This window comes from Streptomyces sp. NPDC005899 (assembly GCF_040629645.1).
Lineage (GTDB): Bacteria > Actinomycetota > Actinomycetes > Streptomycetales > Streptomycetaceae > Streptomyces.
The window spans coordinates 1-12,654 of sequence record NZ_JBEXWB010000173.1; the positions used below are offsets into that span (position 1 = coordinate 1).

General features: G+C 73.1%; 14 protein-coding genes and 2 pseudogenes. 4 read left to right on the forward strand and 12 right to left on the reverse strand.

The window, feature by feature from the left end; genetic code table 11:
- Positions 1–41: 41 nt before the first annotated feature.
- The 3 genes and pseudogenes from ABZ371_RS19525 to ABZ371_RS19535 form a co-directional block, all read right to left on the reverse strand.
- On the reverse strand, positions 42–752 hold the full coding sequence (locus ABZ371_RS19525; protein WP_358681016.1) for a TetR/AcrR family transcriptional regulator: 711 nt from the start codon (positions 750–752) through the stop codon (positions 42–44).
- 85 nt (positions 753–837) lie between these two features.
- Positions 838–963 (reverse strand): annotated as a pseudogene (locus tag ABZ371_RS19530) (endonuclease/exonuclease/phosphatase family protein); the annotation flags it as partial.
- Between the two features lie 76 nt (positions 964–1,039).
- Positions 1,040–1,738, reverse strand: a complete 699-nt coding sequence (locus ABZ371_RS19535; protein ID WP_358681018.1) for a GDSL-type esterase/lipase family protein — start codon at positions 1,736–1,738, stop codon at positions 1,040–1,042.
- Between the two features lie 58 nt (positions 1,739–1,796).
- On the opposite strand from ABZ371_RS19535, the gene ABZ371_RS19540 reads away from it, so the two are divergent.
- Positions 1,797–2,789: a WD40 repeat domain-containing protein gene (locus tag ABZ371_RS19540; protein WP_358681020.1), complete on the forward strand. Its 993-nt coding sequence runs from the start codon at positions 1,797–1,799 to the stop codon at positions 2,787–2,789.
- A gap of 39 nt (positions 2,790–2,828) precedes the next feature.
- Here ABZ371_RS19540 and ABZ371_RS19545 read toward each other — a convergent pair whose 3' ends face one another.
- Complete coding sequence (locus ABZ371_RS19545; RefSeq protein ID WP_358681022.1) at positions 2,829–3,230, reverse strand: PPOX class F420-dependent oxidoreductase; 402 nt, start codon at positions 3,228–3,230, stop codon at positions 2,829–2,831.
- Between the two features lie 114 nt (positions 3,231–3,344).
- Between ABZ371_RS19545 and ABZ371_RS19550 the strand changes: the two genes are divergently transcribed.
- The 3 genes and pseudogenes from ABZ371_RS19550 to ABZ371_RS19560 form a co-directional block, all read left to right on the forward strand.
- Positions 3,345–3,842: a GNAT family N-acetyltransferase gene (locus ABZ371_RS19550; RefSeq protein WP_358681024.1), complete on the forward strand. Its 498-nt coding sequence runs from the start codon at positions 3,345–3,347 to the stop codon at positions 3,840–3,842.
- Positions 3,843–3,891: 49 nt separating this feature from the next.
- The gene (locus ABZ371_RS19555; protein WP_358681026.1) at positions 3,892–4,596 is read left to right on the forward strand and encodes a class I SAM-dependent methyltransferase; all 705 of its coding nucleotides are present in this window, start codon (positions 3,892–3,894) and stop codon (positions 4,594–4,596) included.
- Between the two features lie 30 nt (positions 4,597–4,626).
- Positions 4,627–4,764 (forward strand): annotated as a pseudogene (locus ABZ371_RS19560) (DUF4259 domain-containing protein); the annotation flags it as partial.
- Positions 4,765–4,818: 54 nt separating this feature from the next.
- On the opposite strand, the gene ABZ371_RS19565 reads toward ABZ371_RS19560, so the two are convergent.
- The 8 genes from ABZ371_RS19565 to ABZ371_RS19600 form a co-directional block, all read right to left on the reverse strand.
- Complete coding sequence (locus ABZ371_RS19565) at positions 4,819–5,313, reverse strand: DinB family protein (RefSeq protein WP_358681029.1); 495 nt, start codon at positions 5,311–5,313, stop codon at positions 4,819–4,821.
- A gap of 139 nt (positions 5,314–5,452) precedes the next feature.
- Entirely contained in the window at positions 5,453–6,571 is a 1,119-nt protein-coding gene (serC, locus tag ABZ371_RS19570) for a phosphoserine transaminase (protein ID WP_358681032.1), read from the reverse strand.
- A 96-nt stretch (positions 6,572–6,667) separates the two neighbouring features.
- On the reverse strand, positions 6,668–7,876 hold the full coding sequence (locus ABZ371_RS19575; protein WP_358681035.1) for a cytochrome P450: 1,209 nt from the start codon (positions 7,874–7,876) through the stop codon (positions 6,668–6,670).
- Complete coding sequence (locus ABZ371_RS19580) at positions 7,873–9,108, reverse strand: cytochrome P450 (protein WP_358681038.1); 1,236 nt, start codon at positions 9,106–9,108, stop codon at positions 7,873–7,875. Before ABZ371_RS19580 ends, ABZ371_RS19575 begins: the two co-directional genes overlap by 4 nt.
- The gene (locus ABZ371_RS19585; RefSeq protein ID WP_358681041.1) at positions 9,105–9,767 is read right to left on the reverse strand and encodes an ATP/GTP-binding protein; all 663 of its coding nucleotides are present in this window, start codon (positions 9,765–9,767) and stop codon (positions 9,105–9,107) included. Before ABZ371_RS19585 ends, ABZ371_RS19580 begins: the two co-directional genes overlap by 4 nt.
- The gene (locus ABZ371_RS19590; protein WP_358681043.1) at positions 9,748–10,119 is read right to left on the reverse strand and encodes a DUF742 domain-containing protein; all 372 of its coding nucleotides are present in this window, start codon (positions 10,117–10,119) and stop codon (positions 9,748–9,750) included. The genes ABZ371_RS19585 and ABZ371_RS19590 overlap by 20 nt, the downstream gene beginning before the upstream one ends.
- Positions 10,116–10,562 (reverse strand): roadblock/LC7 domain-containing protein, encoded by a 447-nt coding sequence (locus ABZ371_RS19595; protein ID WP_358681045.1) that lies wholly within the window; start codon positions 10,560–10,562, stop codon positions 10,116–10,118. The genes ABZ371_RS19590 and ABZ371_RS19595 overlap by 4 nt, the downstream gene beginning before the upstream one ends.
- On the reverse strand, positions 10,559–12,025 hold the full coding sequence (locus ABZ371_RS19600; RefSeq protein ID WP_358681048.1) for an ATP-binding protein: 1,467 nt from the start codon (positions 12,023–12,025) through the stop codon (positions 10,559–10,561). Before ABZ371_RS19600 ends, ABZ371_RS19595 begins: the two co-directional genes overlap by 4 nt.
- Positions 12,026–12,654 lie beyond the last annotated feature (629 nt).

The window sequence follows — 12,654 nt, forward strand, 5'->3', positions numbered from 1 at the left end:
TCGCTGCGCGCCCGCGGGCGCGCGGCGGCGCGCAGGTGGTCTCACCTGGCCCGGGCGGCGATGCGGTCGAGCCATTCCGCGAGGAGGGCGCGTTCGTTGTCCGTCAGGGCGGAGGTCTGCGGGAGCGCCGCGCGCAGGGCGACGGCGGCCCCGGCGGGGCCGGGCTCGGACACGGCCGGGGTGTCCGTCGTGATCGCCGTGATGACGGCCTCGCGGGCCAGGACGGACAGGCCGAGGTCGCGCCGGTCCTCCGGCATGGCGAGCAGGGCCAGCGTCGTGCCGCCCCCGGAGGCGTGGACCAGGTGTGCGGCCCGCTGCTCGTCCACCCGGAGCCGGCCGGCCTCGGCGATGCGGCGCACGTGCCCGGCGAGGACCTCGATGGCGGCGCGGGCCGCGGGCGACGAGGCGCCGGGGCGGGGGTCCCCGTACATCAGCGAGTACAGGGCCGGGTTGGCGAGCCCGAAGCCGACGTGCAGGTCCCAGCCGGCGCGGAGGTCCTCCACCGGGTCGGCGCTGGGTGCCAGGGCGGTCTTGCTGTTCAGGTAGGTGGCGAAGCCGTGGGCCGCGACCGCGTCGAGCAGGCCCTGCTTGTCCCCGAAGAGCCGGTAGAGGGTCGGGGCCTGGACACCGGCCGCCGCGCTCACCGCCCGGGTCGACACCGCCTCGCGTCCGCCCTCGCCGAGGAGCCGGATCGCGGCGGCGAGGATGCGGTCGCGGTTGGTGTCCGCGGTGGCGGAGGGTCCGGGCGTCATGTTTCCCATGGTAACGATCGGCCGTTACCGGGTGCACCCTCCGCGTCCGCCGGGACTCCCGGGCGCGCCGGGTGCCGCGCCGGGATCACAGGACGATCCGGGCGGCGACGGGCAGGTGGTCGCTCCCGGTGGCGGGCAGCGACCGGATGCGGGTGACCCTCGCGGACCGGGCGAACACCTGATCGATGCGGGCCACGGGCAGGACCGCCGGCCGGAACCTGTGCGGTCGCGGCTCCCCGCCGCGGCGACGGGCGGCGACGGGCCCCGGGAAGGCACCGCCGCGGCGCTCAGGCGGCCGCCAGGGCTCCCGCGTAGGGGCCGCCCACGGCCCAGGCCCGGTGCATGGCGTCCGCGAAGGCCGCGGCCAGCCGGTGTTCGCCGGTGGGGCCCGGGTGGGTGCCGTCGTAGGTGTCCGTGTGGATGTCGTAGCCGGCCGGGGGCGCGGCGAGCACGAGGGGGGAGCCGGGGCCCGTGAGGTCGGCGACCGCCTCGGCCAGGAGCAGGTTGAAGCGCTCGCACTCGGCGGCGAAGAGAGCGTCGGACTCGGCCCGGATGTTCGGTATGACGGGGGCGAGCACCATCCTCACGCGCGGGTTCGCGGTGCGGGCCGCCATGATGAAGGCCCGGGCGTTGCGGGCCGTCTGCTCGCTGTCCGTGTAGAAACCGAGGTCTATGAGGCCCAGTGAGACGAGCAGGACGTCGGCGCGGGCGTCCGCGACCGCGTCGGCGATGACGGGCGCCATGTGCAGCCAGCCCTCGCCCCAGCCGGCCAGGTGCCGCCGCGCGGGAGCGGGGAAGGCCGGGTCGCCGTAGGCGTGGGAGACCGGGGCGTCCGCCTCGGCGTCGTACAGCCCGGTGCGGGGCCCGGTGATCGTGTAGCGGCCGGCGCCCACGGCCGCTTCGAGGTGCTGCCACATGCGGTAGCGCCACGTGAAGTCGCCGGCACGCCCGATGGTCATGGAGTCGCCGACGAAGAGAAAACGCATGGCGACATCATGGCCGATCACTGCTCCGCCCTGATACGTGACAGTGGACACTTGTCGCATGAGACCGCTGCTCGCCGCCCCCGCCGCCGCCCTCCTGTTCCTCGCGGCGGCACCCGCCGCGGCGGCCGGCGGGGACGGGGCCGACCGGACGTTCACGATCGAGGACCCCCGGATCACCGAGTCCAGCGGCCTGGCCGCCAGCCGCCTCCACCCGGGCGTCTACTGGACGCACAACGACAGCGAGGACGGGCCGTACGTCTACGCGGTCGACTCCCGGACCGGGAGGACCGTCGCGACGATCACGATGCGCGGGGTCGGCGAGCCGCGGGACGTGGAGGCGATATCCCTGGGACCGGACGGCAACCTGTACGTCGGCGACATCGGCGACAACCTCGACGGCTCCTGGGACCACGTGTGGATCTACCGCTTCCCCGAGCCCGCGAAGCTCGCGGACGCCACCGTGCGGGCCGTGCAGTTCGACGTGAAGTACGCCGACGGGCCGCGCAACGCCGAGGCGATGATGGTCCACCCCAGGACCGGGCGGGTCTACATCGCCTCCAAGAACGAGGAGGGCGGGGGACTCTACGAGGGGCCCGCGAAGCTGTCCGCGGGTGGCGACAACGTCTTCCGCCGCGTGGGGGAGGTGCCGTGGGTGACGGACGGGGCGTTCTCCCCGGACGGGAGGAGCCTGGTGCTCCGTTCGTACTTCAGCACCCGCGGTTACGCCTTCGCCGACGGACGGCTCGGCGCCGACCACCGGGTGACCGTGCCGTTGCAGGCGCAGGCCGAGTCCGTGACGTACACGGCGGACGGTTCGGCGATGATGTTCGGCTCCGAGGGGGTGCGGAGCGAGGTGGTGCGCGTGGAGGTCGAGGGCGGGACGAGTGGCGGCTCGCCGTCCTCCGACCGGGGCGGCGCACCGTCCTCGGCGGCGGGCGGTGACGGCGGGGGCGGTGGTGACGGCTCCCGGAAGGTCACCGTGACCGGGGGCGCGGTGCTGCTGGCGGTCGTCGCCGTCGCCGTGTTCGGCCTCAGGCGGCGGCGCGGGTAGCGGCCGGGCGCGTGCGGGGCTCCTCGCGCCGGCCGGGTCTCAGCACTTCTCGGAGCAGGGGCGGAGCTCGTAGTGCAGGGTGTGGTCGCGCTTCAGCCGGTGGGTGAGGGGCACGACGACGCCGTGCAGGGCCGGGTACTTCCGGGAGAGCGTCCGGGCCGCGTGGAGGTCCTCCTTCGATCCGGGCTGCAGGAGCCGCGCCCAGGCCCGCACGGGCGGGCCCGTCGGCGCGCCCCGCACGGTGCACGGTGAGATGTCCACCACGGGGTGGTTGCGCATGCGGTCCACCTTCCACGCCGAGGAGAACGTACGGACGTAGGCGTGATCGCCCTCGACGGCGATGCTGACAGGGGTGTGGGCAGCCGATCCGTCGGGCCGGCGACTGCTGAGCAGGACGGTGTACTGCTTCACGAAGGGCTCCAGCGCGCTGATCGTCTCCATACGTTCCATGGTGCACGAATCGGTGCATAAGGGTCGGCGCGGGCGATGCGGGTTCCGCACGCCCAGCCCCGTACCTCGGGCTCCGTACGCCCGGCCCCCGTACGCTCGGGACCCATGCAGGCCGCCCCCTTCTCGACCACCCGCCTCGACGCGTGCCCGCTCGACCCCGTGCACGCGGACGAGATGGCGCGGGTACTGGCGGACCCCGCCCTGTACACGTACACGGGAGGCGCCCCGGAGGACACGGACACCCTGCGCGCCCGATACGAACGCCAGGCCGCCGGTTCACCGGACCCGGGCGAGCTGTGGTGGAACTGGGTGCTCCGGGTGCGCGGCGACGGCTGCCTGGCCGGTTACGTCCAGGCCACCGTGCGGGGTGGGACGGCCGAGGCCGCCTGGGTCGTGGGAGCCGGCCGGCAGGGCAGGGGATACGGGAAGGAGGCGGCGCGGGGCCTGGTCACCCACCTCCTCGGTACGGCGGGCGTCCGTACGGTCCTCGCCCACATCCACCCCGCCCACGCCGCCTCCGCCGCGGTGGCGAGGGCGGCCGGGCTGGCGCCGACGCGGGAGCGTGTGGACGGCGAGGTGCGCTGGCGGCGGGACGCGCCCTGACCCGCGCCCGCTCCGGCGGGGACCCCGCGGTGGGTGGCGGCCCACTACAGTGCCCGCCGTGACCCGAACAGAACCCGGCTTCCTGCGGAACACCCGGACGTCCTACGACGCCCTCGCCGAGGCGTACCACGCCACCTTCCGGGACGAACTCGCCGCCAAGCCGCTCGACCGCGCCCTGCTGACCGCCTTCGCCGAACTCGTACGCGGGGAAGGCGGCCCACTGGCCGACGTGGGCTGCGGAACGGGACGGGTGACGGCGTACCTGAGCGAGCTGGGCGTCGACGTGTTCGGCGTCGACCTGTCCCCGGGCATGCTCGCCGTGGCCCGGCGCAGCTATCCGGGCCTCCGGTTCGAGGAGGGGTCGATGCTCGCCCTGGACCTCCCGGACGGCGGACTGGGCGGGGTCCTGGCCTGGTACTCCACCATCCACGTACCCGACGGACAACTCCCCGGCGTGTTCGAGGAGTTCTTCCGTGTGCTGGCTCCGGGCGGCCACCTCCTCCTGGGTTTCCAGGTGGGGGAGGGGGCGCGGCACAGGACGGAGGGGTTCGGGCACGGGATCGACCTCCACTTCCGCCGCCGGCACCCGGAACCGGTGGCCGGGCTCCTGACCGCGGCGGGCCTGACCGTGAAGGCCCGCCTGGTCCGCGAGAAGGAGGAGGGCGGCGACTTCCCCGAACTGACCCCGCAGGCCTTTCTGCTGGCCGAGAAGCCGGCTGCCGGTGCCGGGGGTGAGGACGGGACCACCGGCTGAGGACGGGACCACTGAGGACGGGACCACCGGCTGAGGAGGGGCACCCATGGGGCCTGGGACATCGGCCACTTCGGCAACGACACCGCCGCGGACTTCGGGGGGAGCCCGGACGACGCGCCACAGGAGAAGCGGGCGGCCCTGATCGAACAGGCGCCGGCGACAGCCGCCGGCGCCGGCCCGCTGGAGTACCACCGCGCTGCTGCGCCGGGTCCTGGCGGGTGCTCAGGAGGCGGGGTGAGAGCCCGTCGCCCCGTCGATCAGCTCACGGAGGATGTCCATGTGACCGGCGTGCCGCAGCACGTCCTCCAGCATGTGGACGAGCACCCAGCGCATGGACACCGTGGTGCCGTTCCACGACGTGCCCGTGGCGTCCAGGTCCGTCTCCGCGATGGCCCGGTCGGCGGCGGCGCGGGCGCGGGCGTGGAGGGCGAGGATCTGTTCGGTCGTCTCGTCGGGGGCGACCGTCATGTCGTCCGTGTACGGGTCGAACCACAGGTCCTCGGTCTCGCGCCCGAACGTGGCACAGAACCAGCCGTACTCGACGGCGGCCAGGTGCTTGACCAGGCCCAGCAGGTTCGTGCCCGTCGGGGTCATCGGCCTGCGCACCTGCTCGTCGTCCAGGCCCGCCAGCTTCCACAGGACCACGTCCCGGTGCCGGTCGAGACTCGCGTGCAGGACGTCCTTCTCGCTGCCGGTGTACGGCACGGTCTTCGTCATGCCGGGGAAGGTAGCAACCGGCACCGACAGTCGTGACGCGCGAGCGCGCGGGGGCCGGGCGCTGAACGCCACCCGGCCGGGCGGAACGCGGCCGGCCCCGCACACCGTGGGTGCGCGGGGCCGGCCGGACGGATGACCGTCAGAGCTTGTCGATCACGTAGTCGACGCAGGCCGTCAGCGCCTGGACGTCCGCCGGGTCGATCGCCGGGAACATCGCGACCCGCAGCTGGTTGCGGCCCAGCTTGCGGTACGGCTCCGTGTCCACGATGCCGTTGGCGCGGAGCACCTTGGCGACCGCGGCCGCGTCGATGCCGTCCTCGAAGTCGATCGTGCCGATGACCTGCGAGCGCTTCGCCGGGTCGGTGACGAACGGGGTGGCGTACTTGGACTCCTCGGCCCAGCCGTACAGCGCCTGCGAGGACGCCGCGGTGCGGCCGGTGGTGAAGTCCAGGCCGCCCTGGGTGTTCATCCACTTCAGCTGCTCGTTCAGCAGGAAGAGGGTGGCCAGCGCCGGGGTGTTGTACGTCTGGTTCTTGAGGGAGTTGTCGATCGCCGTGGGCAGCGAGAAGAACTCCGGGACGTGCCGGCCGGAGGCGTGCACGCGCGCGGCGCGCTCCAGGGCCGCCGGGGAGAACACGCCGATCCACAGGCCGCCGTCGGAGGCGAAGGACTTCTGCGGGGCGAAGTAGTAGACGTCGGTCTCGGTGATGTCGACCGGGAGCCCGCCCGCTCCGGAGGTGGCGTCCACCAGGACGAGGGCGCCCTCGTCGGCGCCCGCGACCCGCCGCACGGGCGCCGCGACGCCCGTCGAGGTCTCGTTGTGGGTCAGCGCGTAGACGTCGACGCCCGCCTCGGCCCGCGGGTCCGGGTGGGTCCCCGGCTCGGAGGCGATGACGGTCGGGTCGGCCAGCCACGGGGCGAGCTCGGCGGCCTTCGCGAACTTGGACGAGAACTCACCGAAGTTGAGGTGCTGGGACTTCGACTCGATCAGACCGTGCGTCGCGACGTCCCAGAAGGCGGTGGAGCCGCCGTTGCCCAGGACGACCTCGTACCCCTCGGGGAGGGAGAAGAGGCTGCGCACGCCGTCCCGTACCTCGCCGACCAGGTTCTTGACCGGGGCCTGGCGGTGGGACGTGCCGAGAAGGGAGGTGCCGGTGGCGGCCAGCGCGTCGAGCGCCTCCGTCCGCACCTTGGAGGGTCCGGCGCCGAAGCGTCCGTCGGCGGGCTTGATGTCAGCGGGAATCTGGATGTCGGCCACGAGCCGGAGCGTAGTCCCTCCCGGACGCGGACCGGGAACCGTGTCCGTCGGATGAGACGCGCGCTCCGGCCCGTGGACAGCCGTGCGAGAGGCCGGTCAGCCCAGTTCGACCGGCAGCTCGTACAGGTCGTTCTGGGTCACGATGGGCTTGTTGCGCAGCTCGGACGCCGGGACCGCGAGGTCCAGCGCGGGGAAGCGCTCGTACAGCGCGGGCAGCGCCACCCCCGCCTCCAGCCGGGACAGGGCGGCACCCGGGCACACGTGCGGGCCGTGACCGAAGGCGATGTGGCGGTTCGGGGAGCGGGTGACGTCGAAGTCGCCGGCGGTCGGCCCGTACTGCTCCTCGTCCCGGCCGAGCGCGCCGAAGGAGACGATGAGGGCCTCGCCCTTCGGCAGGACCTTGTCACCCACCTCGATGTCCTCGGTCGCGAAGCGGATCAGGACGTGCGAGGTCGGGGTGTTCCAGCGCAGCGTCTCCTCGATCACGTCCTCCCACGGCACCTCCCCGCTCAGCACGCGCTCGCGCTGCTCGGGATGGGTCTGGAGCGCCTCCACGACGTTGACGATCAGGCTGATCGTCGTCTCGTGACCGGCCGCGATGATCAGTTGCAGCGTGTTGACGATCTCCTCGTCGGTGAGGTGGTCGCCGTCCTCGGAGGCCGCGATCAGGGCGCTGGTGAGGTCGTCGCCCGGGTTCGCCCGCTTGCCGTCCACGATCCTCGTGAAGAGGGCGCCGAGGTCGGCCATCATCTGCGGGACCTCCTCCGGCGGGGTCTGCGTCGAGAAGAACTTCTCGAACAGCTCCTTGAGCCGGGGGTGGTCGGACGCGTCGACGCCCATGAGCTCGCTGATGACGTTCATGGGCAGCGGATAGGCGAACTCCGCCTTCAGGTCCACCGTCCGCCCCTCGGGAAGGGCGGCCAGCCGGTCCAGGCTCGCGTTCGTAAGGGCCTCGATGCCGGCCCGCAACCGCTCCACGCGCTTGACCGTGAGGGCCTGCGCGACCAGGGTGCGCAGCCTGCGGTGCTCGGGGCCGTCCACGGTGAGCATCGAGCGGCCGGGGTTGGCGAGGCCGATCAACGGCCAGTCCGCCGGTATGTCGCCCCGCTGCCAGGCGGTCCACACGTTAATGTCCTTGACCACCCGGCTGTCGGTGAGCAGCTGGCGCGCCTCGGCGTGGCGGGTGACGGCGTAGCAGTGGACCCCGCCGGGGAGCTCCACCTCGGCCAGCGGTCCGGCTGCGCGCAGCGCGGCGCTCTCGCCGTCCAGGTCGGCGACGAGGGGATCGAGGACGATCCGGGTCATGACTGGCCTCCAAGGGCGGGGGTGGGAGTGAAGCGCACCGGCAGGTCCGTCAGACCGGACAGCCACGGGGACGGGCGGCGGGTCAGCCGCTCCTCCGGGACGGCGAGGTCGACGTCCGGGAGCCGGTCCAGGAGCACCTCGATCCCCGTGCGGGCGACGACCTCGGCGGTCTCCTGGGCGGGGAAGGGGCAGCGGTGCTCGCCGTGGCCGAAGGAGAGGAAGGCGTTGTTGCCCCCGGTCAGCGTGGAGCCGTCGGTGCGTACCTGGGGGTCGCCGTTGGCGGCGGCGATGCCCAGGAGGAGGAGGTCGCCGGCGCGGATGTGGCGTCCGCCGAGGTGGGTGTCGCGGGAGGCCCAGCGGCCCGCCACGTTCTGGGTGGGGGTGTCCTCCCAGAGCACCTCGTTCATGGCCTCGGCGACACTGTGCCGGCCGCCCGAGAGCGAGGCCGCGAAACGGTCGTCGGTCAGCATCAGCCGCAGCGAGTTGCCCATCCAGTCGGCCGTCGGCTGGTGGCCGGCGGCCATCATCACCATGAGGTCCTGGACGATCTCCTCGTCGGTGAAGCCGCCCGGGTCCTGCACCATCCGGGTCGCGACGTCGTCACCGGGGTCGGCGTGCTTGTCGGCCAGGAGCTGGAACATGGCCGAGCCGAGGTGCCGCTGCCCCTCCAGGGCGCGCTCGCGGCCGTCGATCATGTCGTTCAGCGCGCCGACCAGGGCCGCGCCCACCTCGTTGCCGAAGCCGTAGAGCCTCGCGAGGACGAGGGCGGGGAGCAGCATCGCGTACTCGGCGATGATGTCGGTGCGGCCCACGGCGCAGAACCGGTCGATGAGGCCGTCGGCGAACTCCTCGGCGTACCGCTTCAGGTCGAACGGGTCGACGGCCTCCAGGGCGTTGCTGATCATGGCCGCCCGGACGGTGTGCCGCTCCCCGACCGTGTAGAGGATCGACGGCTGCTTGCGGCCGATCATGGGCAGCAGCGGCCAGTCGCCGGGGATGGAGTCCCACTGGTTCCAGAGCTCGGAGTCGCGGCTGAAGAGGACCGGGTCGTTGGTGACCTGGTGGAGCTCGCGGTAGCCGAGGATCAGCCAGGCCGGCACGTCACCGTCGAGCACGACCGGGGCCACGGCGCCGTGGTCGCGGCGCATGTCCCGGTACACCCGTGCGGGGTCGGTCTGGAACCCGGGCCCGGCCAGGGGCACGGAACCGTGGGGTACGGGGCATGCGCTCACAGGGTGGGCTCCGGGGTCTGTGCGGCCGTTACGGGGGCGGCACTCCCCGCCAGGGCCGCGCCGGCGGTCGCCGCGCGGGCGAGGGAGAGTGCGTGGAGGTGCTCGACGAGCGTGATCAGCACGTACTTGCTGGAGGACCTGTCCCGGGCGTCGCACTCGACGAGCGGGACGTCGGGGGAGAGGTCCAGCGCCTCGCGGATCTGCTGCTCGGTGTGGAGCGGGCCGCCGAAGTCGTTGCACGCGACGATGAACGGCGTGCCGTGGTGCTCCAGCCGGTCGATGGCGTACCAGGAGTCGGCCAGCCGCCGGGTGTCCACGAGGACGACGGCGCCCAGGGTGCCGGAGAAGAGGCGGTCCCACAGGAACCAGAAGCGTTCCTGGCCGGGGGCGCCGAAGAGGTAGAGGACCGAGCGCGCGTCCAGGGTGATCCGGCCGAAGTCGAAGGCGACCGTGGTGGACGTCTTGGAGTGCACGCCGTCGAGGTCGTCGACGGCCTCACCCGCGCGGGTCATCGTCTCCTCCGTGTTGAGCGGACGTATCTCGCTCACGGAACGGACCATGGTGGTCTTGCCGACCCCGAAGCCGCCGACGACGACGATCTTCAGTCCGTTGTCGGCCGTCGCCTGCAAAGCGTCACGGTCAGAGGTTGCGGAGTCCAACGAGCACCTGTTCCAGGGTGTCGGTGTCGGGGAGCCGGTCCGCGACACGGGCAGTACGGGGGTGGCGGGCGCTGATCCGGCCGGTGTCGAGCAGGTCGCAGAGCATGATGCGGACGATGCTGACGGGCAGGTTCAGGGTGGCCGAGATCTCGACGACCGCGGTGGGACGTGCGCACATCCGCAGGATCGCGGTGTGCTCCGACTGCATCCCGGGATTCGGATCGCACTCGGCGACGACGAGCGTCACCAGGTCGAACGCGGCCGAGTCGGACCTGCTGCGGCCGCCCGTGAGGGTGTACAGCCGGTCCGGATCGTCGTCGCGCCCGGGGCGGGGGCGCGGTACGGACGTCATACGTCCGCGGTTTCCGCGGACGGGGCCGCCGTCCGGGCGCCGGGCGCGGAGCGGGGCGGGGCGACGAGGTACTCGCCGAGCTGCTCCACGAGTTCGCTCATGTTGTGCCCGACGAGGCCGACGTCGGAGTCCTCCGCCGCCACGACCGCGAGGTGCGCGCCCGCGCCCGCCTCCACGATGAACAGCACACCGCCGTAGAACTCGGCCATCGCGGACCGGACGCCCCCGGTGCCGTCACCGAACTCGATGGACGCGCCGTGCGAGAGGCTCTGGATCCCGGCGGAGATGGCGGCCAGCTGGTCGGCCTGGTCGACGGACAGCTCGGGGGTGCGGCACAGCTTCAGGCCGTCCCGGGAGAGGACCAGGGCGTGCCGGGCGCCGGGCGTGCGTTCCAGCAGCCCCTCCAGCAGCCAGTTGAGCTTCTCGTCGGTGGTCGCGGTCATCGGGTGTTGCCTTCCGGGTGCGGGGAGTTGGCTCGTACCGCCTGGCTGAAGGTGCTGAAGCGCGCTGCCTGGACCTTCGGGTCGGTGGTACGGGGCCGGGGCGAGTCGGCTTGGCCGGGGGTGGCGTTGCCGGTACGGGATTCGGCGGCGGCCAGGGTGCGGCCGCGGCGGCGCTTGGGCAGGCCGCTCTCGCCGAACTGCGGGACGGCACCGGTCGATTCGGCCGGTGACTCCGGCACGGACCCGGGGGAACCGGCCTCCGGGGCCGCGGCCGTCGCGTGGTCCGGCTCCGGCTCGGGGACGGCGGCCGGTGCCGGGGCGGGCGTGGGCGCCGGGACGGGGGCGCGGGAGATGAGGTCCTGCGGGAGCATCATCAGCGCGCCGGTACCGCCGCGCGCCGACGGCCGGAAGGAGACGGTCAGGCCGTGCTTGCGGGCCAGCCGGCCGACGACGGCGAGGCCGAGACGGGTACCGGAGAGGCCCGTGAGGTCCTGGTTGCCGGCGGAGACGGCACGCTCGGCGCGGCGCAGCTGCACCTCGCTCATCACCAGGCCGCTGTCCTCGACGGTGACGACGAGGCCCGCCGGCACCTCCTCGACGTACACGTGGACCTCGGCCGTGGGCGGCGAGAAGTTGGCAGCGTTGTCGAGCAGCTCGGCGAGGGCGTGCATCACGCCCTCGGCGGCGTGGCCGCCGATCGCCACGTCGCTGGTGGAGTGCAGGCGGATGCGCTGGTAGCCGCTGATGCGGCCCATCGCGCCGCGCAGGATCGACTCCATCACGATCGGCTTGGCCCAGCGCCGTCCGGAGCGCGCCCCCGTCAGTACGGCGATGGAGTCGGCGAGGCGGCCGGCCTGGGCGGTGCGGTGGTCCAGGTGCAGCAGGTCGCCCAGGATGTCCTCGGCGGTGTGCCGGTGTTCCATCTCCCGCAGGTCGGCCAGCATGCTCGTGGCCAGGGCCTGCATCCGGCCGGCGGCGTTGGCGCAGGCGGCGACCGCCGCGGACCGCTCGGTCTCGCTCCGCCGGACGCGTGCGGTGAGACGCGCGACCTCGGCGGTGAGCCGGGTGTGCTGGTCGGCGGCATCGGCGGTGACCCGTGCGATCCGGGCCTCGGCCTCGGCCGTGACGCGGGCGGTCTCGGCGGCGGCGGCCGACCGGATGCGGGCCGTCTCCGCGGTGAAGCGCTGGGCCTCGGCGGCCGAGGAGGAGACGAGGCGTGAGGTCTCGGCGGTGAAGCGTGCGGAGTCGGCGGCCCGCAGGGCCCGCAGGCCGCGGGCGGTGCGGAGCGTGTGGGCGGCGACGGTGACGGCCACGCAGACCACCGCGGCGGCGGCGCCCGCCCCCCAGGACAGCGGGGTCCGTACCGAGTCGGGAGCGGCTGCGACCGCCCACAGCGACAGGGCACCGGTGACGGCGGCCGAGATCAGCAGGGCGAGTGCGGTCGGCCGGATTGAAGGGCGCAATCGGAGTCCTCGGGGCGGACGGTGCGGGAAAGGGGCGATCCGGGTATTCCGGGCCACGGTGATGAAAGAACCACAACTGGAGCTGATTGTTCCTGATCAAGCCACGGCAACTATAGGAGAATTCATGGGTAGTTTGGGGTTTCCTTGTGGCCACTTATGTTTGGAAGCTGGCTTGAAAGTGACTGCGGCTGGTTCCCGCGCGCCTGCGGAGGGGTGCGTCGGGGAGGCTCGGCGGCGGCGGAATCGGCCGGAAGTCCGGGATGCTGCTGATAAATGCCCCGGTATATCCGCTGTGTGCGGCTTGAATTGCCGCGATCGTCGCCCATGGGCGAGAGGGCGGCTAGTGTGAGCGCTCCGGTGCAGCCGGCCCGCCAGGTCGAAGCACTGACGTAAGACACACCGCGCACCTTGAGGGGGAGGTGCCGCGGGGCCCCGACGGAGGACGCAGGCAACCGTGGACGCGCAAGGCCGTGGGCGGGACGAGAACATCGACCCCGCAGACCAGTGGGTACTCAACCCGGACACCGGTGATTACGAGCTGCGACTGACGCCCTCCGCTGGGCGACCGGCCGCGCCGTCCGGGGCCGCCGTGCCCACCGGGTCCGGGGCGTCCGCGCCGGGCCGGCGCC